The sequence below is a fragment of the Corynebacterium sp. LK26 genome (genome assembly GCF_014335085.1).
GTDB lineage: Bacteria > Actinomycetota > Actinomycetes > Mycobacteriales > Mycobacteriaceae > Corynebacterium > Corynebacterium jeikeium_D.
Genome location: NZ_PDHB01000006.1, coordinates 98,919 through 124,395, shown reverse-complemented (window position 1 = coordinate 124,395; position 25,477 = coordinate 98,919). Strand labels below are relative to the sequence as shown.

Genomic DNA, 25,477 nt, shown 5'->3' with positions numbered 1-25,477 from the left:
AGCGCATGTAAAACTCCAAAAAATTAGGGCCCCGAAGGGCCCTAAGGAGCAATCGGAACCGCTAACGAGTCGGTCCTTACTGAGGATTGGTTCTCAGTCGAGAGTCTATCACAGAGCCCGGAGGAACATGGGTTTGAAAGGTCATGATGTCGATGGAGGAGATCGAATCTCGTTGCAAGGAACAGCATTAACCCGAGTTGCTTAAGGGTAGCAAAGTACTTGGGTTAGGTTTTGGGGGTTACCCCTGTTAAGTCGCACGTGTTTAGTGATTCCCGGTTCCAGCCCCGCGCAATCTGTTACACTTAGCAAAACGAAACTCAGGAGCTTGGTGTGCAGTACTTTTTCACGGTCCATGGCCGCAGAGATATCAACGCGTATGACTCTGATGAGGAAATGCACGCTGCCTTTGAACGGATTGGACGCTTCAATCAGAAGCTTCAGGACGAAGGCCACTGGGTTATGTCCGGCGGGCTGGTTCCACCGGAGGATGCCATGACGGTGCTGCCGGATGGTTCGCACAGCGATTTGCCGTACTACAACGCGATGACGTTCCCGTCAGCTTTTTGGATTGTCCAAGTCGCAGACGAGCAAGAGGCCATCAATCTAGCCCACGAAGCCGCGGAGGCGTGCGCGCAGGCAGTCGAAATGCGCGCCGTCGCCGATTAACTCACCGCAGCCCGTGCACCCGGCGCATGATGGTCAACATCGCTTGCGTCGGGATTCGCCGCATGAAGGGCACTGCAACGCTTGCCGACGACCCCCGCGCCACCAGAGCCAAAGGTCGCTCGGCGGTCACCTCGCGCATAACCACCTCAGCAATCTCCGAAGCGGGAATGCCATCTTCCTCATTGGCGTTCAACTTCGTCAGCATGCGGTGGACATCAGCAGCGTAAACGGAGCCCTCATCGCCATACGTCGTCCGACGTGTAGAAATCCCCGTGTTGATGGCACCCGGTTCGACAACCGTCACCCCAATACCGAACTGCGCGACTTCACCGCGCAACGAAAGCCCAAAGCCGCGGATAGCGGCCTTCGTCGCCACATAGGAAGAACGGTAGGACAGCGGCAACCCGCCGAGCATCGAGCCAACCAGCACAATTCGGCCACGACCGGCCTCGCGCATGCCAGGCAGCAGCTGCTGTAACAGCTCCACCTGCCCCAGAACATTGACTTGGAAGAGACGCTCAAGCGCCTCGCGGGGTAGCTCCTCGAAAGCGCCCGACTGGCTCTCACCGGCGTTGGCGACGACGACGTCGTAAGGCCCGTGGGCGACCACAGCAGCGATGTCGTCGGCGCTGGACATGTCGAGTGCCACCATCTGCACGCCCTCGGGGTGCGGCGCCTCGGCGCCCCTGCGGGACGTGCCAACGACCTCGAAACCGTCCTTGACCAGTGCCTCCGCGCATGCCCAACCGATGCCGGAGGAAGCGCCGGTCACTAACGCACGGCCGCCACCTACACTCGGCAGTTTCGGTCCGCGGGTGAGATTCGCAAAAGCACCGGTCAGGCCATCAGTCATCGAGCCTGCACCGCCTCAATGGTCATGCCGCCCGCGCGGAGACGGCGGGACAGGGCGTCGCCAAGCGCGACAGTAGGAGTGAGCACGCCGGTAGCGTCCGGCAGATCGTCGTGGACGAGTGCGAGGGCGGCGCTGGAAATCATAATCGCGGTGCCTGCGTACCCCGGGTCTTCCTCGAGAGACACCTTGGAACGCCAGTGAATGCCGGAGGTATCGACAGTGTAGGCCTCGATGGTGAAGCGACCCTCGGCCTGTTCTTCAGCGCTCGGGCCCTCACCCGGCTTCGGCAGCTTCTTATCAATGAGCTTGGCCGTCGGCCCGAACGCCATCGCCGCCAGCGCCAACCTGCAGACAGCCGCAAAAATATTTGCGCGGACGAAAGCCCTCGGGCCACGGCCGACATTGAGTAGCTCGCGGTAGCGGAAGGAATCACCGTAATCCGCCAGCATCGCCGAGCGCTGAACAATTCGGGTGTTGAACGGCGACATGAAGAAGGGCGCTCGCCAGTGGCGGCGGAAGCGCGCCGGGCGCAGGTCGACGCCGAACTTACCCTGGTCGGGACCCGGCTCAGCCAGGGCGTACTGATCGGCGATGATGCGACGCAGCTTGGGGTCCTTCTTGGCCTGTGCAAGCTGGACGCGGACCGAATCGATAGTGCCGCCGGAGACACCGCCCTTGACGTGCTTGAACAGCAGGGTTGTTTCACCGAGCTTGGTGTGGGCCGCCTCGTGGAGCTCGCGGACAGCGACGTCGGAAGGAATCGAGTCGAAGCCGCAGGAGTGAACAATCTTCGCTCCGGTCTGCTGTGCCACCTCGTGGTTATTCGCGATGGAGTCGTGGACGAACAGCACCTCGCCACACAGGTCGACGTAGTGAGTACCGGCCTTGGCGCACTCGGCCACCAGGGTGCGACCGTACTTCGCATACGGCCCCACAACGGTCAGCACCACCTTTGTACTGGCCGCAAGCTCAGCCACCGCCGGCTGGTCGGCAGCATCCGCAACAATGACCGGCCAGTCCGATACGCCTGCGTTCTCCGCGACGTCGGCAAGCTTCTGGGCGTTCCTGCCTGCGAGCGCCACCTTCGTCTGACCGGCGTGTTTAGCCAGATAGTCCACAATCAAGCGGCCCACGAAACCCGTGGCACCGTAGACGACGATGTCGTACTCGCGGTCGTGGTTGCGACTCTGTGGCTGTGCGGAAGAAGTAGTCATGCCTACGAAACTAATAAAACGAAAGCGATACCGCGGGCGAATTAAAAAGGTTTTCTGAATCCGTGTATTCAGCGAGGGGTTTGGAGGGAGGGCTAACGTAGGACAAGTGACTAGCGCTAACGAAAACCCCGAACAGATCGAAGGACTGCGGCCAGAAGATCCCGGATTCCGTCGCGCGCTTATTGCTGTGCTTTTCGCTGGCCTGGCATCGTTCCAAGCGCTCTACGCAACGCAGGCGCTACTGCCCACGCTTTCCGACGAGCTATCGGTCGACCCCGCCACCGCCGCGCTGACGGTATCCGCCACCACCGGTGGCTTGGCCTGTGCGATTATCCCGGTGTCCATTTTGTCGGAACGCTTTGGGCGCAGGCGCGTCATCGTCATCAGCGCATTTGTGGCAACGCTACTGGGGCTCGTGGTGTCAATCGCGCCGGGCATCGGTTCGATGATTGCGCTGCGCCTGTTGCAGGGCATTGTCATTGCCGGTGTGCCCGCAGTGGCTATGGCGTATGTCAGTGAGGAAGTCCACGCCGACCACGTCAGTCGCGTGATGGGGCTGTATATCTCGGGCACGACGGTCGGTGGCCTGCTCGGCCGTATCATTCCGTCCATTGTGCTGGAGTTCGCCTCCTGGCGGGTGGCGATTGCGGTCTCGGCGACGGTGGCGTTCATCTTCGCCATTCTGACCTGGTACTTCCTGCCGCAACAGCGCAGGTTTAAGCCGAAGAAACTGTCGTTTGCAGGGGAGGGGCAGGCCATTGCGCGACACTTGCGCGACCCGCGCATCCTGGCGCTGTGCGCCCTGGCGTTCCTGTTTATGGGAGCGTTTGTCTCCCTGTACAACTACCTGGGCTTCCGACTGGGCGATAAGTTCGGGCTCTCCCCGGCACTGGCAGGGTTCGTATTTATTCTCTACCTGTCGGGCACGTGGTCGTCGGCACGCGCGGGTGTGTGGGCGAAGACGGTGAGCCGCCGTCGCCTCATCGCCATTGCGACTCTGGCCGCGTGCGTGGGCCTGGGGCTGGCGCTGCTGCCGTGGTTGTCCGCGCTGATCGTGGGCGTGCTCGTGTTCACGGCATCGTTCTTCGTGGCGCACTCGCTGTCCTCGTCCGGCGTGGGCCTGGTGGCACAGCGCGACCGCGCCGAGGCGTCATCGATGTATCTGTTCAGCTACTACGCGGGCTCGTCCATTGTCGGTTGGGTATCCGGCATGGTGTTCAGTCGCTTCGAGTGGGCAGGGCTGATTCCGTGGCTGGTGGCGCTGTCCTTCATCGCTGGTGCGTGTGCTGTGGCGGGGTTGAAGCCGCGGCGGTAGAAGATAAACCTACTTCTGGCCCACAATCAGCTCAGTGCCTTCGGCTGAAAGCGATGCCTGGCCAGCGGGCTTACGCGACGGGCCAGAAACAACCTCACCAGTAGCAATGTCAAAGTGAGAGTTGTGGTTCGGGCAAATCATCACACCATTGCTGACCTCAGTGATACGGCCATTCTGGTGCGGGCACGAGCTGGAGAAAGCGGCGAACTTGCCTTCCTCCGGCTGCGTGACGACGTAATTGCCGATCACCACACCGCCGCCAACCGGAATGTCGGCAGCGTCAACCTTCTCCACCGCAGACTTTGGTGCACAAGCGGCTACGAGTGCGCCAGCTGCAGTGGCGGCAGTTCCCAGGAGGAAACGACGACGGGAGCACGGGGAGACATCAGAACTCATGGCACTGAGATTACCTTTCTTTCGTTACCTTTATTTCCGGTACGAGCGCTCACCGAAGATGGCGCGCCCCACACGTACGGTGGTCGCCCCCTCGGCGATGGCTTCGCGGTAGTCGCCGGACATACCCATTGACAGTTCGTCGAGACTGACACCCTCCGGCAAATCCCCGAGCAGACTGTCCCGCAGCTCCCGCAGTTCCGCGAAGGTCTCGCGCACATTCGGATCATTCTGGGCCGCGATGGTCATAAACCCGCGCAGACGCAGGTTCGGGTATTCGCCATCGGGGCCAAACATGCGGACAAACTCCGCCGCGTGGCTCGGCGCCAGACCCGACTTTTGCGGCTCGCGGGAGGCATTGACCTGAATCAGCACATCGAGCGTGCGCTCGGAATCGGCCAAGCGACGCTGCAGTGCTCCGGCCACCTTCGGGCGGTCCAGCGCCTGAAACTCATCAGCACAGCTGACTAAGTGGCCGGCCTTATTCGTCTGCAGTGGACCAATGATGGCCATATGTGGTGCCTTGTCGCCGAAGGCCTCCCGGAATGCCTCCGCCTTGGCCACCGCTTCCTGGACGCGGTTTTCCGCCAGGCCAGCGCAGCCGGCTGCTGCGAGCTCCGGCCAGGATTCCACCAGGGCGTCGACAGGCACAGTCTTGCTGACGGGCAGCAGGCGGACCTCGGAGGGCTGGCGCCCAGCTCGTCGGCAAGCGTCGTCGATCTCGGAGCGAACCTTGCGATAGTTTTCCACGAACATACCTCCCACTCTAAGGCCTGAGTAGGAAGAACTGTGCGGTAGTGTCGAATCATGCTCATGGACAGACTCTCGACGCTTTCCGTCATGCAGAGACGGATCTTGGCAATTGTATTTGGGCTGGTGTCGCTGGTCGTTGTCATCGACCTCATCTATCTTGCGGCAACTGCCTACATGATGGACCTCGAGGTCTTCCAAGACGCCGGCTGGGCACTACGACGAGACCAGGATCTCTACTCACCAGAGTTTCCCACCAGATCGGGTTTCCGCTTCATCTACCCACCGTTTGCGGCGCTGCTGTTTTACCCGCTGACCTGGGCGGGGCCGGTGACCCTGCAGATCATCTGGACGTTCGCCACGCTGGCGGTGGTGTGGGCGATGCTGTGGATGGTCTTCACTCGTCTCGGCTCTGAGCGTCCGAAGCTGATGGCTACCTGCGTGCTCGGTGTTGTGATGCTGCTCGACCCGCTGCGCGCCAACGTGCTCTTCGGGCAGATCAACGTCTTCCTCGCGCTGCTGGTGGTCTCCGATGTGCTGGGCTTTTTGCCCAAGAAACTGCGTGGACTGGGCGTGGGTATCGCGGCGGGAATTAAGATCACCCCCGCGGCATATGCGCTGGTGTTCCTCATGCGCCGTGACTTTGCGGCCGTGGCCAAGAGCTTCTGCTGGTTCCTGGTAACCGTCGCCATTGGTTTCGCCGTGCGCTTTAAGGAGTCCATCTACTTCTGGACCGATGAGTTCTTCGCCGGCAACCGCGGTGGCGCCCCGACCTATGAGGCCAACCAGGCGTTCAGTGGTCTGCTCGCCCGCGCCGGGGTGGAGGGTACCGCGCTCGATATTGGCATCTACGGTTTCTTCCTCATCGGTGCCATCGCTGCTGCTTTCGTGGCGTGGATCTACCACCGCAACGGCTATGATGTCGCAGCCCTTGGTTTCGTTGCGCTGGCGGTCAGCTTCGCCGGGCCATACGCGGTCAGCCACCACTGGTCGATCGTCATGGTCTTCGTGCCGCTGGTGCTCTTCGTCCGCGAGATTGGGCACATTATTGTCGGTGTCCTGTTCATGATCGCCCACTGGTGGGCACCGTACAAGGTGTTCGTGGGCAATGACTTCGGCCACGCTGCCAATGTGGGGCAGTGGTTCTACGGCAACATGCAGGGAATCATGGGGGGCGTGCTCTTCTTCACCTGCCTGGGCTACGCAATCTACCTCTGGCGCAAGCCCAGTCGCGTGCGGGCACAGGCAGCTGCTTAACGACGGGCTTGCTTAACGACGACGCTTCGTCCTCGCAGTAGCCTGCTCCTCCCACGGGTTCTCCGGCCACGGGTGCTTGGGGTAACGGCCCCGCATCTCGGAGCGAACCTGTGCGTAGGCGCCATTCCAGAAACTTTCCAAGTCCTGAGTGACCGCGAGTGGTCGCTGAGCCGGTGACAGCAAATGCATTGTCACCGGCTTTTCCAATACCTGCGGGGTCTCCGCCAGGCCGAAGCACTCCTGCAACTTCACGGCGAGCACAATCTTTGCCTCAGGGTTCGTGGGGTCCTCCGGGTACTCCAGGCGAATCTTCGAACCGGAGGGGACCTCTAGGCGTTCGGGCACCAGCCGGTCGAAGTCCGAAGCCTCCGGCCAGGGCAGCAGGCGGCGGAGGTGCTCGGCATCTAGCTTGGGTGGGGTCGGGCGGTCCAGCTCGCCAGCAAAGAGGAGCTCGGCCTGGGCCGCGAGCCCTGCGGGGGAGACATCCGGCCATGGGGCACCGCGATGAGTGTGGAGAAAGGCCATGCGGCGGCGGAGTTGTTCGGTGTCGCGGTCGAGGCTGGGGGAGGCGTCGGCAAGCGCTTTGGCAAGCCAGGCGGAGTTGGCGGCAATGCACTGCTCGGGCGTCGGGGAGACCTGGCGGGAGGACAGCTCGATGGCGCCGAGCAGGTCGCGCTCGCGGGCGCGAACGCGGCCCTGTTCGACGCGCGCCGTGGTTTCCGTGTGGGCGAGGTGGCCGGCGGCGAGCATGGCGATTTCCAGGTCAATTGCCTCGCCGTCGCGGATGAGCGCGCGGCCGTGTGAGAGCCGCGAGATGTCGGCGGCCGCAATCCACTCGTGGCCGCGCAGGTCAGAACCGCGGGCGAGTTCCGCTGCGGTGCCGCCGGTGAAAAGGTACTCGTCGGAACTCGCACTGCGCCGTCGCCCGATGAAATCCGGCCACGCCAGGGCCGTGACCAGCGCGGGGATGTCCGAGGGCAGCAGATTGGCGGGGGCTTCAGTATCCAGCTCAATGCGGCGCACCTGCTTGGCCAAGCCGCGGGCATCGGTGAGTTTCTCCACCGCGCGTGCGACCGCGTCGGCGTGCTGCGGCATCATGGCCGTGGCGGTCAGCAGCGCGCGTCCCATGCGCGGATGCACCGGCAGGGTAGCCAGGGTGCGGCCGAGTTCCGTGATGTCACCGGCCTCATCAACAGCGCCCAGGCCAGCGAGAATGCGGTTTGCAGCCTCGGCGTGGTGGGGTGGTGGGGCGTCGAGAAGCTTCAGTCCCTGCATCCCCGGCGTGCCCCACGCGGCGGCGTCGAGGAGCGCTTGGGTCAGGTCGGCGACCTCGATTTCCGGCGCGGGCCAGGCGGGAAAGGACGCGAATTCCGACTGGGAGACGCAGCGCACCACGATGCCCGGGCCCTCACGTCCCGCTCGGCCAGCGCGCTGGTTCGCGGAGGACTGCGCACACGAGCTGGTGACCAGGCCGGAGAAGCCACGCGCAATGTCGAGTCGCGGTCCGCGCGCGAGGCAGGCGTCGACAACGGCGCGCACGCCCGGCACAGTCACGGATGATTCCGCAATCGCGGTGGACACAATTACGCGTCTACCATCCGCTTGCCGACGGAACACGCGGTCCTGCTCCTCGGAGCTCTGCTGGCCGTGCAGCGTCAGCACCGCCACCTCCGAGGAATCCGCGATATAACCCGCGCAGCGTTCCACCTCGCGGATGCCGGGGAGGAAAACCAGCACATCACCGGCGGCTTCTTCCGTGAGTGTGCTGGCCTGGGCGGCAACGTGCTGCAGGAAGTCGTCGGTCACACCGCGTGCATCCAGCCGTTGCGGAAAGGGCGCGTAGCGGATGTCCAGCGGGAAGATCTCCGCCTCCGCCGCCACAATGGGGGCCGGGGTGGAGCCGCCGAGCAAGGCCGCGAACTTCGGCGCGTCCACCGTTGCCGACATAGCGGCAATGCGCAGGTCATCGCGGATATCCCGCAAGTCGCGCACCATCGCCAACACCAGGTCGGTGTCCAAGCCGCGCTCGTGCACCTCATCGATGAGCACCGCGCTGGCATCCACGTCGCCGTCGCGCAGCAGTCGGCGCAGCAGCACACCGGGAGTGACAAACTCAACGCGGGTGGTGCGGGAAACTTTTGCGTCGCCACGCACCGAGTAGCCAACTTCCTCACCGAGCTTCGTGCCCGACAACTGCGCCAACCGCCGCGCCGCCGAGCGCACCGCCACGCGCCGGGGAGCCGTGACCACAATGCGGCCACCCAGGGTGTTGGCCACCGCCGGTGGAACCAACGTGGTTTTGCCGGTGCCCGGTGGGGCCTGGACTACTACGTCGTGGTCGCGCACGGCGTCGGCAAGCGAGGCGAGCTGCGACGCGAACGGCAGGCCTGCAGAAATGTTCTGCAAATTGAACTGGAAATCGGTGCTCATAGAACTGGTAGTAACTCCGGAAAGGCGGGTAAAGTGCCCGCATATGCAGGACTTATCTCGTTTTGGTTGGCTTTCAGTGGGGGCGGCGGTCGTCACCATCGCGCTGAAGTTTTGGGGCTACACTCTAACCGGATCGGTGGGCCTGCTTTCCGACGCGACGGAGTCGATTGTCAATCTGGTTGCGGCAGTTGTCGCAATTATCGTGCTCAAGGTTATCGCGCGGCCCGCGGACCGCGATCATGAGTTCGGCCATTCCAAGGCAGAGTACTTCTCGGCCGGGCTGGAAGGTGCCATGATCTTCGTGGCGGCGGCGGCCATTATTTATGTCTCCATCGAGCGGTTGGTGAACCCGCAGCCGATTGAGCAGATTGGCCTGGGCCTCGTCGTGACCGTAATTGCCTCGGTGATCAATGGTGCGGTGGCGCTGGTTCTGCTTAAGGCCGGGCGCCACCACAACTCCCTGGCGCTGACCGCCGACGGTAAGCATCTGATGACCGACGTGTGGACCTCCGCCGGCGTTCTGGCGGGTGTGGCTCTGGTGTGGGCTACCGGCCTGTGGTGGCTCGACCCGATTATCGCGCTGGCCGTGGCCGTAAACATCCTGGTCACCGGCTACAAGCTGCTGCGCGATTCCGGTAACGGCCTGATGGACAAGGCCATGGAGGGCGACGACCGCGTGGCGGTGGATGAGATTTTGGCCTCGCACCGTGACCGGAGTCGTGGCATCGACGTCCACGAAATCCGCACTCGCGAGTCGGGGTATCAGAAGTTCATTGAGTTTCATGTGCTGGTGCCGGGCGCGTGGAGCGTGGAGCGCGGTCACGATGTGCTTACCGCGATGGAAGATGAGCTGCGGGAGCGTTTCCCAGGTGTGCATATCTCCTCGCATCTGGAGCCAATTGAGGACGAACGCGCCTATGGGGATGTGCAGTTGTAACGCGTGTGAGGCAAATTCCACGAAAGCGCTGAAAGTGATGAGCCTTACACTTTAAGATTGTGTATACAAAATCATGCACTGTTTAAGTCCACTCGAAGGAACTGCATAAATGACCTCCGAAGCCTCAACCACTTCCACTGGGGATAGCCGTTTTTCCGCGAAGAGCCCGAAGTTGCCGGAGCCGTGCCCTCGGCAGGACATCATTATTCCGGCTAATGACCGCGTCCTGCTGCGCGGAACCATGTTCCGCCCGAAGGAGAACCCAGAGAACATTCCCAACGGCATCATCACCGTTCACTCCGGTACCGGTGTGCCGCAGGGTTTCTACCACCGTTTCGCTGAGACCGTGGCAGAAAAGGGCTACGGCGTTATCACCTATGACTACCGCGGAATTGGCCAGTCCGCTCTGAAGACTGACCAGAACAATGAAGACATCCGGATGTCGGACTGGATCACCAAGGATATTCCGGGTGTGATTGAGTGGGCCAAGGAGACCTACCCGGACGTGCCGCACTTCGCTGTCGGCCACGCGGTTGGTGGTCACGGCATCGTCTACGCCGGCTCCGAGGGCACCTATGACGCAGCGGCGTTGGTCAACTGCCGCGGTATGCGTATTTCCAAGGTGCCGTCCGTGGCGGGCAAGGTCCGCGCATTCTTCATCTTTAACATTCTGGGCCCGATAAGCGGTTTCATTACTGGCCACATTCCGGCGTCGGCGTGGCGTCTGGCTGTTGAGCCACCGAACGGTGTCATGCGTCAGTGGGCGCGCTGGGCTCGCAAGGAAGGCTACTTCTTCGACGATTCCGAGTTCGACTTCGCTAATCGCTTCTCCAAGGCTCCGCAGCCGTTCCTGTCCATCCGCGTTCCGGATGATTACTGGACTGAGGAGTCCTCGGCAGACCTGATTACCAATGTGATGAGCTCTGCTGAAAAGATTGAAAAGCGTCAGGCTCAGCCGGCTGGCGGCAAGGGTGTGGGGTACGGTGGTTACTTCCGCTCCGGTCACGAGAAGGAGTGGGACGAGCTGCTGGACTGGTTCCAGACCAACAAGGACTAAGTAGGAGGTTTTATGGCGATTTCCCAGGTAGAAACGCCTTTCGGCGCGCTTGGAATCGCCACCTCCGCTCGCGGGGTCGTCGAAGTCAATCTCTTAGGTCCCGTGCTTGACGACGACCCCAGCGCCGCCGACCCCGAAGCGCAGGCGGTGGCGGAACAGGCAGCGCAGCAGTTCCGCGAGTACTTTGCCGGGCAGCGCCGCGAGTTTGCGCTGCCGCTGGACTGCGACATATTCACCCAGGATTCTTTCCGCGCTCGTGCGCTGACCGCACTGCGCGACGTGCCGTATGGCCAGGTTGTGACCTACGGTGAGCTCGCTGAAATGGCCGGGTCACCCCGTGCCGCCAGAGCTGCCGGATCGGCCTGTGCCACCAATCCGCTGGGCATTCTGATTCCCTGTCACCGCGTGGTGCCCGCCAGTGGGGGAGCGGGGTCTTTCGGATCCTATGCCGGCGGCCGCGAAATGAAGCGCTGGCTGCTCGAACTCGAAGGTTGGCAAACAGTTATTCTTTAATGCATGACTTCGCATTCTCCGCGCGACCAGTTCGCCACCGAATTTGAGAACATTATCCGCAACCGCCGTGCCACGCGCGTTTACGCTGACGAACCGCTTGACGACGCTGACGTGCGCCGCCTCCTGGAGCTATCTCTGGAAGCTCCCAGCGCCTTTAACATTCAGTCCCGCGCGATTGTGCGCATCGAGGACCCTGAGGTGCGCAAGCAGGTAGTGGAAGCTGCCGGTGGCCAGAAGCAGGTTGCCAATGCGCCGCTGCTGCTCGCCTTCATTGGTGAGCCGACCGGCTGGAAGCGCGGTATTCCGCGCCTGGTTGAGGCCAACAAGGCCACTGGCCTGTGGGACGAAGTCGCCGCTGCTGAGCGGGAGGCCTCGATGACCTCCTTCCATGAGGCCCGCGAGGAAAAGGGGCTCTCCCGCGAGTTCGCAATCCGCGACGCCATGATTGCCGCTTCTTTCGCTATGGTCACTGCCAGCGCCTTTGGTTGGGCTAGCTCCCCGATGACGGGCTTTAGTGAGCAGAAGGTCAAGGAAGCTATCGGTGCCGGTGACACCGATGTGGCGGTAGCGCTGTTGCTGGCCATCGGTGTCCCGGGTGAGTTCCCGGCTCACCCGGGCCGTTTCGAGTTCGAGCAGCGCGCCTACACCGACCGCTACGAGGCGTAGCAGCCCTAGCCCTACAGCGCGAGCGCTACCTCAACGGCCTGGCGGATGGCACGCTTTGCGTCCAGCTCAGCGGCCACGTCCGCGCCGCCGATGATGGTGACATTGGAGTTATCGCCGGTGACGCTCTCGCGATTCTTTCCGCCCAGGCAGTCCAGATTGGATACCTGACCAGTACAGACAATCACGTTGTCAACCGCGATGACCTGTGGCTTTTCATCGATGGTGATGTGTAGGCCCTCGTCATCGATACGGTTGTAGGTGACGCCGGTGTACTGCTTGACACCGGCCTTCTTGATCTCCGCACGGTGAACCCAACCAGTGGTCTTGCCCAGGCCCTTACCGATGCGGGAGGTCTTGCGCTGCAGCAGGTGCACCTCGCGCTCAACCTCAAACTCCTCAGCCGCGCCAGAGACCGTGCCCGGCTTGGTCAGACCCGCGCGGAACTCCGCAGGGTCACCGACGCCCCAGGCGTCCTTCCAGGCTTCGATGGTCTGGTTCGGCTTGCGGGTGAGGTATTCACACACGTCCACACCGATACCACCAGCACCGATGACGGCCACCTTGTTGCCGGCCTGCTTCGCACCCGAGAGCAGTTCGTCGTAACGAATGACCTTCTCGTGGTCGATACCGTCAATGCCCGGGATACGCGGGGTGACACCCGTGGCCACAATCACGTGGTCAAACTTGGCCTTGAGCTCGTCGACGTCGGCACGCGTGTTCAGGTGAACCGGAACTTCGAGCACCTCCAGGCGACGGGAGAAGTACTTCAGCGTCTCGCCATAGTCCTCCTTGCCCGGAATCTTTGCGGCGAGGTTGAACTGGCCACCAATCTGGTCGGCGGCTTCGAAGATCTCCGGGTGGTGACCGCGCTGAGCTGCGGCTTCCGCGAAAGCGAGTCCAGCCACACCAGCGCCGATGACGGCGACGCGCTTGGCCTTGTCCTTTGACACCGGCACGGATACCAGCTCGGTTTCGTAAGCCGCCTTTGGGTTGACCAAACAGGTGGAGCGCTTGGCCGCGAAGGTGTGGTCCAAGCAGGCCTGGTTACAGGCGATACAGGTGTTGATCTGGTCAGCTCGACCATCGCCCGCCTTGATGGCGAAGTCTGGGTCAGCCAGCAGTGGGCGGGCCATGGAAATCAGGTCCGCATTGCCGTCAGCGAGGATCTTCTCCGCAACCTCGGGGCGGTTGATTCGGTTGGAGGCTGCCACCGGGACGTCGACAAGCGAACGGAGACGACCCGTCAGGTCCGTGAATGCGGCGCGCGGCACGGACGTAACGATGGTGGGGACGCGTGCTTCGTGCCAGCCGATACCGGTGTTGAAGACATCGACGCCAGCCTCGACCAGACGCTGCGCGAGTTCAGTGGTCTCTGACCAAGTCTGGCCGTCTTCCACCAGGTCAAGCAGCGAAATGCGGTACTGCAGCAGGAAGTCCTCGCCCACCTCGGCGCGAATGCGACGGACAATTTCGATGGGCAGGCGCATGCGAGCCTCGGCGCTGCCGCCCCAGTTGTCCGAGCGGTGGTTAGTGCGCTCGGCCAGGAACTGGTTGAGCAGGTAACCCTCGGAGCCCATAACCTCGATGCCGTCGTAACCAGCACGTTTCGCGAGCTTCGCGGCGCGGACATAAGCGCCGATAGTGCGCGAGACATCAAAGCCGGTGAGGCGATGAGCCTTAAACGGGCTAATCGGCGACTGACCGGTATTGGCGGAGCGGGCCAGCGGGCTGTAGCTGTAACGACCGGCGTGCAGCACCTGCAGCACGATGTGGCTGCCGTGGGAGTGCACGAGGTCAGTAACGCGGCGGTGATTGTCCGCCATGCGCTTCGACGCCATCATCGAACCGGCCGGAGTCAGCCAACCTTCGATGTTGGGAGCATAACCGCCGGTGACGATGAGCCCCACGCCACCTTCGGCGCGTCGACCAAGGTAGGCAGCCAGCTTGGGGATATCACGGGTGCGATCTTCCAGGCCGGAGTGCATTGAGCCCATGATGATGCGATTGCGCAGAGTTAGAGGACCGACGTCGAGAGGGGAGAGAAGATGTGGGAAGTGAGGCTGGTCAGACATGCAACCAGTATCGCGGTTTTAGCGGCTGTGTATGAGGTGAATCGGAAAAATTCCGGCACAGTTTTATATACGTTTCACGTGGAACATCAGGTGTAAAGCACGCGCAGTCTTCGGCGCAGGAGGGTGTCGTATGACTACAGTCGGGAATATTAGTAGACGCATGTAGCAAGGAGTTGAGCCCCCATGACCTCTGAAACTTCAACTAATGGCAAGAAAGTAGCTGTAGTTACCGGTGCTTCTTCCGGTATTGGTGCAGCCACTGCCAAGCAGTTCGCAGCTGAAGGTTTCCGCGTTGTGCTGGGAGCCCGCCGCGAGGACAAGCTGGAGGCTGTCGCGGAGGAGATTCGCGCTGCCGGTGGTGAAGCGACGGTCTACAAGGTTGACGTCACCTCTGACGCCGATGTGGCGGCGCTGGCTAAGGCCGAACCGCGCGTCGACGTGCTGGTTAACAACGCCGGTGGCGCCTGGGGCATGGAATCGGTTGAAGGCGCTGTCGAGGAAAAGTGGCGCTGGATGTACGAGGTCAACGTGCTGGGCACCCTGCGCGTCACCCGCGCGCTGCTGCCCGCATTGAAGTCCACTAGCGGCATTGTGCTCACCGTCGGCTCGATTGCCGGCCGTCAGGTCTACACCGGCGGCGCCGGTTACAACGCAGCCAAGCACGCTGAGCGCGCGCTGGTGGAAGTCCTGCGTCAAGAGGTTGCTGCCGATGGCGTGCGCGTCACCGAAATCGATCCGGGGCGCGTCCATACCGACTTCTCACTCGTGCGTTTCGACGGCGACGAGACCAAGGCCGCAGCGGTCTACGATGGCGTTGAGTCGCTGACCGCCGATGATGTTGCCGACATCATTGTGTTCGCGGCCACCCGTCCGAAGCGCGTCAACATTGACTTCCTGCAGGTGACCCCCATCGACCAGGTGGGCGGCGCGAAGCCGAAGAAGTAAACCGACTACATAGAGGAGCCGTACATGAGCATCGATATTGCCGCTGACACCAAGATTGCCCTGGTCACGGGTGCAAGCCGTGGTATTGGCCTGGCGGTCGCCAAGGATCTCTCCCGTGACCACCATGTCATTGTGGGCGCTACCAGTGCTGAGTCTGCCGAGAAGGTGGCGTCGCAGTTGCCGTCGGCAAGCGTATTCGTTGCTGATCTGGGTGATACCGACGCCGTAAACGCGGAAGTGGCAAAGCTGTTGGAGGCGCTCGGTGGGCGCGGGCTGGATGTGCTCGTGCACTCGGCGGGCGTGTACGTCGATGGGGACGTGGCGGAGGTTTCGCGTGCGGACTGGTCGCGAATTATGGACATCAACGTCGTCGCCGTCGCCGACCTGACACGCCAGCTGCTGCCAGCGCTGCGCAAGGCGGAGGGCACGCTGGTAACCATCAACTCGGGCTCGGGATTCCGCGCTTCAGCTGGTACTTCACCGTATGCAGCGTCGAAGTTCGCGCTGCGGGCCTTCACCGATGCGCTGCGCGAGGAAGAGCGTGGCGCGGTACGAGTCAGCTCCGTGCACCCTGGGCGCGTCGATACCGATATGCAGGTTCAGCTGCAGTCGAATTGGCACCGCGATGATGCGGATTGGCGTTACGACGGAACGAAGTTCATGCGGCCTGAATCGATCGCAGCCGCAGTACGTCTGGCCGTTGATACCGGAGCGGATGCCAACGTGGATGAAATCCAGGTGCGCCCGCGCGGATAGCCGTGTAAAAGGTAGCGAAGATAAGCAAAAAGTGTGCCCACCAGGCGGATAGCCGGTGGGCACACTTTCGTGTGCAGGCTTCTTACTGAGCGTCCAGGTTCAGGCGCTCGTGCATTGCTTTGACCTCGCGCGGGACAACCTTGCCGATGGCGTTGCGCGGCAGGGAGTCGACGAAGAAGACGCGGTCCGGAGTGGAGTGCTCGGCCAGAGTTTCGCGGACGTACTCGCGCAGCATGTCCTCGGTGAGGTTCTTGCCGGCCTCATTGTCCTCGCGGACAACGTAGAGGAACAGGTCAGCGAAAATCTCGTCGTTTTCGTTGCTGCCGTGGCAGAAGACATCGGCGATGCCCGGCACCGGGCCCAGAATTTCTTCGACCTCGCGTGGGAAGACGTTCTCGCCGCCCTTGATCACCATGTCGTCGGAGCGACCACAGATGTACAGGTAGCCGTCCTGGTCGATACGGCCGAGGTCACCAATCTGGAACAGGCCATCGACGGTGGTGAACTTGTCCTTCTTGTTCAGGTAACCGATGAAGGAGAGCTCCTGAGCGGTGTGGATCATGCCAACCTCACCCGGCTCGACTTCCTTGCCGTCGTCACCCAGGATGCGAACCTTGGCGCCAATTGCCGGGCGACCTGCGGAGTCCGGGCGGGCTGCGAGGTCCGCGCCGGATGCGATGGAGCACAGGCCGGCCTCGGTGGAGCCGTAGAAGTTACAGATAACCGGACCGAAGCGGTGAGTCAGCGCGGAGACGAGCCAGCCCGGGATGGCGTTACCAGAGGAGACAATGAAGCGGAACGGGCCAATCTTGCGGTTCGGCTCCTCATCCAGAACATCCTTGATCTGGCGCAGGAAGAAGGCCGCGGAAATCATGCCGTTACAGCCGTACTGTTCACACTGGTCAACAGCCTTCTTCGGGTCGAAGACACGCATGGTGACAATGGTGGAGCCGGTAGCCATGCCAATCAGCACATTTGCCCAGCCCCAGGCGTGGAACATGGATGCGGACTGGTGAATGACCATGTTGCGGCGCCACGGAATACGATCGGCGATTGCACCCACGGTTGCCGGTGTCTTGGGCTCATTGCGCAGGACACCCTTCGGGATGCCGGTGGTGCCGGAGGACATGATGATGATGCGTCCCTGCTCCGGCTTCGGATCTAGCTTGGCGTTCGATGTACGACCTTCTTCAATGAGGTCTTCCATGAACACGAAGTTCTTGCCCGCGTTCTTGCGGGTCTCCGGCTTGGTCACGGAGGTAATAACGACGGTGACATCGTCGAGGTCTTCTGGCAGGTTGCCCAGGAACTCGTCATCGACGAACAGGAACTTGGCCTTATTCTGGTCAACGACGCCGCGAATCTGAGTCGGGCCGGAGCCGATGTTCATCAGCATAATTTCGGAGCCGATGAAGCCCTTGATAGCCATCGGCAGAATAATGCCGCGGCCGTTACGTGCGATAACACCGAAGCTGGACTTCTGAGTCATGCCACGGTCCATCAAGGCACGAGCCAGGGCGTGGGCGTTGTCCAGCAGCTGAGAATAGGTCAGTTCGCCGTCATCATCGACAAGGGCGAGGCGATCCGGGTAGCGCAGCGCACCCATGGAAATCAGGCTGGCGACGGAGAACTTCAGGCGACGCAGGTAATCGAGGACCTTCGGCGCCGTCTTCGGAGTCATGTACAGGGCGCCGGTACGCAGGAGCGGTGGAATCGACTGGGCAAAAGCCTTGATTTGCAGCCCAAGTGGTACTTGCGGAGCCTTCATTTCAGCTGCCATGGGTGAGAATCCTCCAAGGTGATGGACAAGCGGCTAATAGCGCCAAGCGACTCTTCAGTCACATTGACACCATCAGTCACGATAGTGCGTTTTTGTAACAACCAGACTTTAACAAACCTGTGCCGCGTCAAAAAGTAGTTTCCACGAAGAAAAGTAAAAATACGCAGTCGGCGTGCGCAATGCTTTACGACGGATACCTTTTCGCGTACGGGCTCGAGGATACAGTGTTATCAAACGGTTATAAACCGACAGGAAGCAGTGAATATAACGAAATGATAACACTGTGGTAACGAATTCAATTCTGGTACTGACGTATATAACTCTATGAATCCAGGGGTTTTCGGTTGGTTTGTTTGAAGGGGGTGGGCCGTAAGTGAATGGCGGTCGCCCCCAGAAATTAGGGGCTAAGAATCTTCAGGAAAAATGAAATGCTCGCGACTGAGAGGGGAGGGAGGTTGCGAGCGCGTAGCTGAATAGGTGGCATATTCGCCGGCTTGAGCCTCGGTGTGTGGCATCGGTGAGCGCCGGAGGAAGTTGCCCTAATTCAGGGTTAGGGCGGCAAGTGCGGGCTCATCCTCTGGTGTGCAGGTGGAGAGCCAACGGTCGATGGCATCGTACTCCGCCTGTGTGAGCCACAGGTGGTATTTCTGTTTTACTGCCACCTGGCGAGCGACATACTGGCAGCGAAATGGCTTATTGGCGGGTACCCAGGATGCGGCATCGCTATCCCGCTTCTGTTGATTGGCGGGGCCATCGACGGCCAAGAGGTTGAGGGGGTCATTGGCAAAGTCCTGCCGAACCTCGGGCGGGAGTTGCTGTGCCCCCTTTTGCCAGGCGTCGCTTAAGGCTACGACATGGTCGATTTGAACGGCAGAAGAAGTATCGCGGCCACGCTGGAACTCAATCATCGTGCCGGTATAGGGATCCAGTAATTGCCCTGAAAGCACGACGCAATCGTGGCTATTTGGTTTGTACTCCTTATTAATAAGGTCACGATTCAAAACATCGTTTCGCGTGTCGCATCCGTTGTGCCCAAACTCGGCAGAGACGTCATCGCTCCAACGTTGCCCGAACTCATCGCGCGCATAGCCGGTTTTCGGTGCGCGCCCTTTTACCTCCAGCTGGTTGAGGGCGCTACGGATGCCGTCGATAGGCGATGTGCCGGGCGCTGGGGTGTCCGGGGCGGCGGGGGCGTGGGGCGCTTCGGGAATCTCGGGCGCGGGTTCCTCTGGCTCGGGCGTAAATGCGGGTGCCGGTGCCGGACTGTATGACTGGCTCTCTGGAGTGGGGGCTGTGGGAGCCGTGCAGCCGCTGAGGATTATCGCTGCGCTGATAAGGAGGGCGAGGCCCTGCAGTGGCGAGCGGAAACGACGGTTGGCGAGCATGGAGCTAACCATAGCGGTGGGGGCGGATTGGGTATGGAGGGAGGTTTGCTAAAGAATCGAACAATTGTGCGTAGTTAGTGGGGGTGGTAGCTCGATTAGGGGGTTATGGCGTTAAAGCGGGTAGTAAAAGCCCGGTTTTAGTCGAACGGGAAGGGTGTTCTAGCTCCTTCGGGGGTGGGTAAATATAGCTAGTTCCCTAAATACGTATTGCAATACGCCTAGATGAAAGTGCATTGTTAAAACAGTTGGAAATATAGATAACCCGTGTCCCCCAATTGGCACATTGCACCTACAAGGGGAAAACAGCCATGACAGCTAAGACAGCCATGACTCTGACCGAAGCAGCGACCACATTGCCTCGTGGTCCTCAGAGGGAAGGTCTCTACCACCCGTCGAACGAACATGATGCGTGTGGCGTGGCCTTTGTTGCCGACATTTACGGTCGCCAGACCCATGACATTGTGGAAAAGGGCATTCAGGCACTGGTCAACCTCGACCACCGCGGTGCCGCCGGCGCTGAGAAGACCACCGGCGACGGTGCCGGCATTCTCATTCAGGTTCCGGATGCCTACTACCGTGCTGAGCTGAGCAAGGAAGGCGTTATTTTGCCGCCGGCTGGCACCTATGCCACCGGTATTGCATTCCTGCCGCAGTCGCGCATGGCCACCCTCGATGCCATCCGGGCTATTGAAGATATCTGCGCCGAAGAGGGCATCGAGATCTTGGCATGGCGCGATGTGCCGATTAACGCTGACGGGCTTGGTCAGATGGCTCGCCAGGCTATGCCGGTGCTGCGTCAGCTCTTCGTTACCGCGAAGAACTACGAGGGGCGCCAGCTAAGCGATATCGATCTCGACCGCAAGATGTTCTTCCTGCGTAAGCGCTGCGAGCGAGAGCTGGGTGAACAGGGTGCCGGTGAGGGCTCTGGGGGCGACACCGTGTATTTCCCGTCGCTGTCCAGCCGCACGATCGTCTACAAGGGCATGCTGACTACTCCGCAGCTGAAGGATTTCTACCTTGACCTGCAGCAGAAGGAAGTCACTTCCGCGCTCGCCATCGTGCACTCGCGCTTTTCCACGAACACTTTCCCGTCCTGGCCGCTGGCACACCCGTACCGCTACGTCGCTCACAATGGCGAAATCAACACCGTGCGCGGCAACGAGAACTGGATGCGCGCCCGCGAGTCGCTGATTCGCTCTGGCAAGCTGGGCAACATCGACCGCGCGCTGCCGGTGTGCGACCCCAACGGTTCTGACACTGCGCGTTTCGACGAGGCCCTGGAGTTACTGCATCTCGGTGGTCGTAGTCTCCCGCATGCGGTCATGATGATGGTTCCGCAGGCCTGGGAGCACGACGACAACCTCAGCCCGCAGGTTCGCGCGTTCTACGAGTACCACGCCTGCCTGATGGAGCCGTGGGACGGCCCCGCTGCCATCTGCTTTACCGACGGCCAGGTCATCGGTGCCACCCTGGATCGCAATGGTCTGCGCCCGGGGCGCATCTGGGTGACCGACGAGGGCCTGGTGGTGATGGCCTCCGAAGCTGGTGTCCTGGATATCCCGCCGGAGCAGATTGTGCAGCGCACGCGCGTGCAGCCGGGGCGCATGTTCCTGGTGGACATGAAGGCCGGTCGCATTATTGAGGACAAGGAGATTAAGTCCACGCTGGCCGCCACCGGTCCATACGAGGAATGGATCAAAGAGGGCCTGGTCGACATCACCGACCTGCCACGAGAGCGCTACCAGTACATGCCGCATGCCCGCGCGGTGTTGCGGCAGCGCGTCTTCGGCATCACCGAGGAAGACGTTGACCTAATCATCCGCCCGATGGCACTCACCGGCGCGGAGGGCCTGGGTTCGATGGGCGCAGACACGCCGATTGCGGCACTGTCCAACCGCCCTCGCATGCTGTTCGACTTCTTCTCGCAGCGGTTCGCGCAGGTGACCAACCCGCCGTTGGACTCGCTGCGCGAAAAGTCCATCACCAGCATGAATACGTTGCTGGGTGCAGAGACCAACATCCTGGAGCCCACCGCCGATGCCGCCCGTCGCATACGGCTTGAGCATCCAATCCTGGACAACCACGACTTTGTCACCCTGTGCCAGGCGGGCAAGAACGAGGAGTATTCCGAGTTCCGTGCCGAGGTCATCTCCGGCCTGTACCCGGTCGCCCGCGGTGGCCGCGGCCTGCGCAACGCTATCCGTCGTGTCCGCCGTGAGGTCTCTGAGGCCATCGACCGTGGTGCCCGACTGATTGTGCTGTCTGACCGCGAGTCCAATGAGCGCTTTGCCCCCATCCCGTCGCTGCTGCTGACCTCTGCGGTCCACCACCACCTGGTGGAGGAGCGCACTCGCACGCGCGCCAGCCTCATCATTGAGGCTGGCGACGCCCGCGAGGTGCACCACATGGCCATGCTGCTGGGCTTTGGCGCCGATGCCATTAATCCGTACATGGCTTTCGAAACCATCGATGAGCTGCGCATGAAGGATCAGCTTGGTGATCTGACGCTGGATCAGGCCTGCTCGAACTACTGCAAGGCCGCCTCTAAGGGCGTGCTGAAGGTCATGTCCAAGATGGGTATCGCCTCACTGCAGTCCTACCGTGGCGCTCAGCTGGCCGACACCGTCGGTCTGTCGCAGGAGTTCCTGGACGAGTACTTCACCGGAGCTGTTTCTCCGCTGGAAGGTACCGGTCTCGACGAGGTCGCAGAAGATGTTGCGGCTCGTCACCGCAGCGCATTCCTGCCGCGTCCGGAAGAGCAGGCCCACCGCGAGCTGGATCTCGGCGGCGAGTACAAGTGGCGCCGCGAAGGCGAGTACCACCTGTTCAACCCGGAGACCATCTACACGCTGCAGCATGCCACCCGCACTGGTCAGTACGCGGTCTTCCGCGACTACACCAACAAGGTCGATGAGCAGACCAAGCAGCTGGCAACCCTGCGCGGCATGCTCGAGTTCGCCTCCGACCGCGAGCCTATCGACATTGATGAGGTCGAACCGGTCTCCAGCATTGTCAAGCGTTTCTCCACCGGTGCGATGAGCTACGGCTCCATCTCCGCGGAGGCTCACGAGACGCTGGCCATCGCCATGAATCGCCTGGGCGCCATGTCCAACTCCGGCGAGGGCGGCGAGGATCCGGACCGTTTCGAGATGGAGGCCAATGGCGACTGGAAACGCTCTGCCATCAAGCAGGTCGCATCGGGCCGCTTCGGTGTGACCAGCCACTACCTGTCCAACTGCACCGACATCCAGATCAAGATGGCCCAGGGCGCAAAGCCCGGCGAAGGTGGCCAGCTGCCACCGAACAAGGTCTACCCGTGGATCGCGGAAGTCCGCATCACTACCCCGGGCGTGGGTCTGATCTCGCCGCCACCCCACCACGACATTTACTCAATCGAGGATTTGGCGCAGCTCATTTACGACCTCAAGAACGCCAATCCGCGCGCCCGCATTCACGTCAAGCTCGTCTCCGAGCAGGGTGTGGGTACTGTCGCCGCTGGCGTGTCGAAGGCGCATGCCGACGTCGTGCTGATCTCCGGCCACGATGGCGGCACTGGTGCCTCGCCACTGACCAGCCTCAAGCACGCTGGCGGTCCGTGGGAGCTGGGGCTCGCTGAAACCCAGCAGACCCTGATGCTCAACGGGCTGCGCGACCGCATCCGCGTGCAGTGCGATGGCCAGCTCAAGACCGGTCGTGATGTCGTGGTCGCGATGTTGCTGGGCGCTGAAGAGTTTGGTTTTGCCACCGCTCCGCTGGTGGTTGAGGGCTGCGTCATGATGCGCGTCTGCCACCTGGACACCTGTCCAGTTGGTATTGCCACCCAGAATCCGAAGTTGCGGAGCAAGTTCACCGGCCGTGCCGAGCACGTGGTCAACTTCTTCACCTTCATCGCCCAGCAGGTCCGTGAATACCTCGCTGAGCTGGGGTTCCGCACCATCGACGAAGCGGTCGGACATGCCGAGTGCCTGCGTCCGCGCAAGGATCTGGGCAACCTTCCGCGCGTCGCAAAGCTTGACCTGGAGCGAATCCTGCACGTTGCCGAAAGCCCCTTCTTTGCGGACCAGGATTCCTACTGCACTAAGGCGCAGGACCACGGCCTTGAGGGCGCGTTGGACGAGCGCCTCATCGACGAAGCGCAGCCCGCGCTGCGTACGGCGCGCGCGAATGGGCTGGCGCCGACACCGGTATCGCTGCACCACGCCATCAGCAATGTGAACCGTTCCGTGGGCACGCGCCTGGGGTATGAAGTCACCAAAGTCGCAGGTAAGCAGGGGCTTGCCGACGACTCCATCGTCGTCAACCTGCTCGGTTCCGCCGGTAACTCGCTGGGCGCGTTCCTGCCGGCCGGTGTGACCATCATGCTGGAGGGCGATGCCAACGACTTCGTCGGCAAGGGCCTGTGCGGCGGCAAGATTGTGGTCCGACCTTCACGTTCGGCCCCGCCGACCGCGGATGTGGCTACCGACACCATTGCCGGCAATGTCATTGGTTTTGGTGCCACCAGCGGTGAAATCTTCGTTCGCGGCACTGTCGGTGAGCGCTTCTGCGTGCGTAACTCCGGTGCTACGGCCGTGGTCGAGGGCATCGGTAATCACGGTTGTGAGTACATGACCGGTGGCCGCGTCGTAGTGGCGGGCCCGGTCGGTCACAACTTCGGCGCCGGTATGAGTGGCGGTATCGCTTACCTGCTGGATAACGAGGCGACGCGGGCGAACATCAACACCGAGTTGGTCGATATTGTGCCGCTCGATGATGAGGACATCAGCTGGTTGGAGGCCACGCTGTCGAAGCACCGCAAGCTCACGGGTTCTAAGACTCGGTTCCCGGCTGCACAGTTCATCAAAATCATGCCGCGTGATTACGCCCGAATTCTCGACGTAGTCGCGAAGGCAAAGGACAACGACGCTGACATCAACGAGGCAATCATGGAGGCAGTAACCAATGGCTGATCCGAAGGGTTTCATGAAATTCCAGCGCGAAGAGCCTGCTCATCGCCCGGTTCCGCTGCGTCTGATGGACTGGAAAGAGGTCTATGAGGAGGCTAGCAACGAGCAGGTGCAACAGCAGGCGACCCGCTGTATGGACTGTGGCGTGCCGTTTTGTCACTCGGCCTGCCCGCTGGGCAACATCATTCCGGAGTGGAATGACCTGGTTCGTCAGAACCGCTGGCACGAGGCTTTCGAGCGCTTGCACGCCACCAACAACTTCCCGGAGTGGACGGGCCGCCTGTGCCCGGCACCGTGTGAGGGCGGTTGTGTGCTCGGCATCAATGATGATGCCGTGACCATTAAGAACATCGAGCTGGCCATCGTTGAACGCGGCTTCGATGAGGGCTGGGTGCAGCCGATTGTGCCGACTTTCGACACCGGCCAACACATCGCTGTCATCGGCTCCGGGCCGGCGGGCCTTGCTGCAGCACAGCAGCTGACTCGCGCCGGGCATGATGTCACGGTCTTCGAGCGCGACGACAAGATTGGTGGTCTGATGCGCTACGGCGTGCCGGACTACAAGATGGAGCAGCGTTTCCTCGACCGTCGTCTCGAGCAGATGGAAATCGAGGGCACTGAGTTCCGCACCAACATCTCACCGACGGCTGCTGACCTGGCCGAATTCGATGCAGTGGTCCTAGCTACCGGCGCGTCACTGGCCCGCGACCTGCCTGTCGATGGCCGTGATTTGGAGGGTATTCACCAGGCTATGGAGTACCTGCCGGGTGCCAACCGCGTTGCCGCAGGCGAGCTCGACACCCCGCCGATTGATGCGAAGGGCAAGAAGGTCGTTGTCATTGGCGGCGGTGACACCGGCATTGACTGCTTCGGTACCGCGCTGCGCCAGGGAGCGGCGTCCGTCACGCAGTTCGATATTCGCCCCCGTGCACCGAAGTCCCGTGCGGCGTCGACTCCGTGGCCGATGTACCCGCTGGTCTGGCGCGTGGCGACTGCTCACGAAGAAGGTGAGTACACCATCACCGGTTCCGAACCGCCAGAGGTTACCGAGGCGCTCGGCCTTAACGCTCGCGTCACCGGCGAGACCCTGGGCAAGCGCGTCTTCAACGTCAACACCGTCTCCTTCCACGGCGAGGACGGTCACGTGACCGGCCTGTCCGCCAACGAGGTCGAGGTCATCGATGGCAAGCGCGTGCCCATGGAGGACACGGATTTCGAACTCGATGCCGACCTAGTTCTCATCGCGCTGGGCTTCTCCGGTCCGGAGCGCGGCGGTCTGCCCCATGAGCTGGGGATTCAGTTCAACGATCGCGGTGTGATGATGCGTGACGACGACTACCTCGCCGTGCGCAGCGACATCGAGCAGAACTTCGACGGTCCGGTGTTCGTGGCCGGTGACAATGGCCGCGGGGCCAGTTTGATTGTGTGGGCTATCGCCGAAGGTCGCGCCTGCGCCGAGGCCGTGGACCAGTACTTGATGGGCGAGTCCAATCTGCCGCGCGCTGTCGAGCCGGAGGATGCTCCAATTAAGTTGTAAACCTT

At 61.7% G+C, this 25,477-nt stretch carries 19 protein-coding genes; 11 read left to right on the top strand and 8 right to left on the bottom strand.

Annotated features, from left to right (window positions below; all coding sequences use genetic code 11):
- Positions 1-330: 330 nt before the first annotated feature.
- Positions 331-666, top strand: a complete 336-nt coding sequence (locus CRD13_RS06235) for a YciI family protein (protein ID WP_049189837.1) — start codon at positions 331-333, stop codon at positions 664-666.
- 1 nt (position 667) lies between these two features.
- Here the strand turns inward: CRD13_RS06235 and CRD13_RS06230 are convergent, their stop codons facing one another.
- On the bottom strand, positions 668-1,519 hold the full coding sequence (locus CRD13_RS06230) for an SDR family NAD(P)-dependent oxidoreductase (RefSeq protein ID WP_070767668.1): 852 nt from the start codon (positions 1,517-1,519) through the stop codon (positions 668-670).
- Complete coding sequence (locus CRD13_RS06225) at positions 1,516-2,733, bottom strand: trans-acting enoyl reductase family protein (RefSeq protein ID WP_049193394.1); 1,218 nt, start codon at positions 2,731-2,733, stop codon at positions 1,516-1,518. The genes CRD13_RS06230 and CRD13_RS06225 overlap by 4 nt, the downstream gene beginning before the upstream one ends.
- A gap of 106 nt (positions 2,734-2,839) precedes the next feature.
- Between CRD13_RS06225 and CRD13_RS06220 the strand changes: the two genes are divergently transcribed.
- On the top strand, positions 2,840-4,048 hold the full coding sequence (locus CRD13_RS06220) for an MFS transporter (protein WP_070549591.1): 1,209 nt from the start codon (positions 2,840-2,842) through the stop codon (positions 4,046-4,048).
- Positions 4,049-4,057: 9 nt separating this feature from the next.
- Here CRD13_RS06220 and CRD13_RS06215 read toward each other — a convergent pair whose 3' ends face one another.
- Both CRD13_RS06215 and CRD13_RS06210 read right to left on the bottom strand, forming a co-directional pair.
- A complete protein-coding gene (locus tag CRD13_RS06215; protein WP_049172555.1) occupies positions 4,058-4,444 on the bottom strand; it encodes a Rieske (2Fe-2S) protein in 387 nt (128 codons plus the stop codon).
- A 30-nt stretch (positions 4,445-4,474) separates the two neighbouring features.
- Positions 4,475-5,197, bottom strand: coding sequence for a YggS family pyridoxal phosphate-dependent enzyme (locus tag CRD13_RS06210; protein WP_187401425.1), 723 nt, complete (start codon positions 5,195-5,197; stop codon positions 4,475-4,477).
- 84 nt (positions 5,198-5,281) lie between these two features.
- Between CRD13_RS06210 and CRD13_RS06205 the strand changes: the two genes are divergently transcribed.
- A complete protein-coding gene (locus CRD13_RS06205) occupies positions 5,282-6,448 on the top strand; it encodes a glycosyltransferase 87 family protein (protein ID WP_224783797.1) in 1,167 nt (388 codons plus the stop codon).
- A gap of 12 nt (positions 6,449-6,460) precedes the next feature.
- Here CRD13_RS06205 and CRD13_RS06200 read toward each other — a convergent pair whose 3' ends face one another.
- Positions 6,461-8,878, bottom strand: a complete 2,418-nt coding sequence (locus CRD13_RS06200) for an ATP-dependent RNA helicase (RefSeq protein ID WP_070547009.1) — start codon at positions 8,876-8,878, stop codon at positions 6,461-6,463.
- Positions 8,879-8,921: 43 nt separating this feature from the next.
- Here CRD13_RS06200 and CRD13_RS06195 point away from each other — a divergent pair, with 43 nt between their 5' ends.
- From CRD13_RS06195 to CRD13_RS06180, 4 genes are all read left to right on the top strand, one after another.
- On the top strand, positions 8,922-9,815 hold the full coding sequence (locus tag CRD13_RS06195; protein ID WP_049189821.1) for a cation diffusion facilitator family transporter: 894 nt from the start codon (positions 8,922-8,924) through the stop codon (positions 9,813-9,815).
- Between the two features lie 109 nt (positions 9,816-9,924).
- A complete protein-coding gene (locus tag CRD13_RS06190; protein ID WP_076772871.1) occupies positions 9,925-10,872 on the top strand; it encodes an alpha/beta fold hydrolase in 948 nt (315 codons plus the stop codon).
- Positions 10,873-10,884: 12 nt separating this feature from the next.
- On the top strand, positions 10,885-11,385 hold the full coding sequence (locus tag CRD13_RS06185) for a methylated-DNA--[protein]-cysteine S-methyltransferase (protein WP_070767672.1): 501 nt from the start codon (positions 10,885-10,887) through the stop codon (positions 11,383-11,385).
- Positions 11,386-11,388: 3 nt separating this feature from the next.
- Positions 11,389-12,051 (top strand): nitroreductase family protein, encoded by a 663-nt coding sequence (locus CRD13_RS06180; protein ID WP_070767673.1) that lies wholly within the window; start codon positions 11,389-11,391, stop codon positions 12,049-12,051.
- A gap of 11 nt (positions 12,052-12,062) precedes the next feature.
- Here the strand turns inward: CRD13_RS06180 and CRD13_RS06175 are convergent, their stop codons facing one another.
- Positions 12,063-14,123 carry an FAD-dependent oxidoreductase gene (locus tag CRD13_RS06175; RefSeq protein ID WP_070767674.1) on the bottom strand — a complete coding sequence of 687 codons (2,061 nt, stop codon included), beginning with the start codon at positions 14,121-14,123 and terminating at the stop codon, positions 12,063-12,065.
- A gap of 183 nt (positions 14,124-14,306) precedes the next feature.
- Between CRD13_RS06175 and CRD13_RS06170 the strand changes: the two genes are divergently transcribed.
- Positions 14,307-15,068 carry an SDR family oxidoreductase gene (locus CRD13_RS06170; RefSeq protein WP_049193380.1) on the top strand — a complete coding sequence of 254 codons (762 nt, stop codon included), beginning with the start codon at positions 14,307-14,309 and terminating at the stop codon, positions 15,066-15,068.
- 24 nt (positions 15,069-15,092) lie between these two features.
- Positions 15,093-15,824 carry an SDR family oxidoreductase gene (locus CRD13_RS06165; protein ID WP_016421787.1) on the top strand — a complete coding sequence of 244 codons (732 nt, stop codon included), beginning with the start codon at positions 15,093-15,095 and terminating at the stop codon, positions 15,822-15,824.
- Between the two features lie 82 nt (positions 15,825-15,906).
- Here the strand turns inward: CRD13_RS06165 and CRD13_RS06160 are convergent, their stop codons facing one another.
- Both CRD13_RS06160 and CRD13_RS06155 read right to left on the bottom strand, forming a co-directional pair.
- A complete protein-coding gene (locus CRD13_RS06160; RefSeq protein ID WP_187401424.1) occupies positions 15,907-17,604 on the bottom strand; it encodes an AMP-binding protein in 1,698 nt (565 codons plus the stop codon).
- A gap of 539 nt (positions 17,605-18,143) precedes the next feature.
- The gene (locus CRD13_RS06155) at positions 18,144-19,001 is read right to left on the bottom strand and encodes an HNH endonuclease family protein (RefSeq protein ID WP_187401423.1); all 858 of its coding nucleotides are present in this window, start codon (positions 18,999-19,001) and stop codon (positions 18,144-18,146) included.
- Between the two features lie 314 nt (positions 19,002-19,315).
- On the opposite strand from CRD13_RS06155, the gene gltB reads away from it, so the two are divergent.
- On the top strand, positions 19,316-23,938 hold the full coding sequence (gene gltB / locus CRD13_RS06150) for a glutamate synthase large subunit (RefSeq protein WP_187401430.1): 4,623 nt from the start codon (positions 19,316-19,318) through the stop codon (positions 23,936-23,938).
- The gene (locus CRD13_RS06145; protein ID WP_049172536.1) at positions 23,931-25,472 is read left to right on the top strand and encodes a glutamate synthase subunit beta; all 1,542 of its coding nucleotides are present in this window, start codon (positions 23,931-23,933) and stop codon (positions 25,470-25,472) included. Before gltB ends, CRD13_RS06145 begins: the two co-directional genes overlap by 8 nt.
- Positions 25,473-25,477: the final 5 nt, after the last annotated feature.

Excerpts from the sequence above, each read along its gene's own strand:
- CRD13_RS06230 (WP_070767668.1), bottom strand. The coding sequence starts at position 1,519 with ATGACTGATGGCCTGACCGGTGCTTTTGCGAATCTCACCCGCGGACCG.
- CRD13_RS06225 (WP_049193394.1), bottom strand. The coding sequence starts at position 2,733 with ATGACTACTTCTTCCGCACAGCCACAGAGTCGCAACCACGACCGCGAG.
- CRD13_RS06215 (WP_049172555.1), bottom strand. The coding sequence starts at position 4,444 with ATGAGTTCTGATGTCTCCCCGTGCTCCCGTCGTCGTTTCCTCCTGGGA.
- CRD13_RS06210 (WP_187401425.1), bottom strand. The coding sequence starts at position 5,197 with ATGTTCGTGGAAAACTATCGCAAGGTTCGCTCCGAGATCGACGACGCT.
- CRD13_RS06205 (WP_224783797.1), top strand. The coding sequence starts at position 5,282 with ATGCAGAGACGGATCTTGGCAATTGTATTTGGGCTGGTGTCGCTGGTC.
- CRD13_RS06200 (WP_070547009.1), bottom strand. The coding sequence starts at position 8,878 with ATGAGCACCGATTTCCAGTTCAATTTGCAGAACATTTCTGCAGGCCTG.
- CRD13_RS06195 (WP_049189821.1), top strand. The coding sequence starts at position 8,922 with ATGCAGGACTTATCTCGTTTTGGTTGGCTTTCAGTGGGGGCGGCGGTC.
- CRD13_RS06190 (WP_076772871.1), top strand. The coding sequence starts at position 9,925 with ATGACCTCCGAAGCCTCAACCACTTCCACTGGGGATAGCCGTTTTTCC.
- CRD13_RS06185 (WP_070767672.1), top strand. The coding sequence starts at position 10,885 with ATGGCGATTTCCCAGGTAGAAACGCCTTTCGGCGCGCTTGGAATCGCC.
- CRD13_RS06180 (WP_070767673.1), top strand. The coding sequence starts at position 11,389 with ATGACTTCGCATTCTCCGCGCGACCAGTTCGCCACCGAATTTGAGAAC.
- CRD13_RS06175 (WP_070767674.1), bottom strand. The coding sequence starts at position 14,123 with ATGTCTGACCAGCCTCACTTCCCACATCTTCTCTCCCCTCTCGACGTC.
- CRD13_RS06170 (WP_049193380.1), top strand. The coding sequence starts at position 14,307 with ATGACCTCTGAAACTTCAACTAATGGCAAGAAAGTAGCTGTAGTTACC.
- CRD13_RS06165 (WP_016421787.1), top strand. The coding sequence starts at position 15,093 with ATGAGCATCGATATTGCCGCTGACACCAAGATTGCCCTGGTCACGGGT.
- CRD13_RS06160 (WP_187401424.1), bottom strand. The coding sequence starts at position 17,604 with ATGGCAGCTGAAATGAAGGCTCCGCAAGTACCACTTGGGCTGCAAATC.
- CRD13_RS06155 (WP_187401423.1), bottom strand. The coding sequence starts at position 19,001 with ATGGTTAGCTCCATGCTCGCCAACCGTCGTTTCCGCTCGCCACTGCAG.
- gltB (WP_187401430.1), top strand. The coding sequence starts at position 19,316 with ATGACTCTGACCGAAGCAGCGACCACATTGCCTCGTGGTCCTCAGAGG.
- CRD13_RS06145 (WP_049172536.1), top strand. The coding sequence starts at position 23,931 with ATGGCTGATCCGAAGGGTTTCATGAAATTCCAGCGCGAAGAGCCTGCT.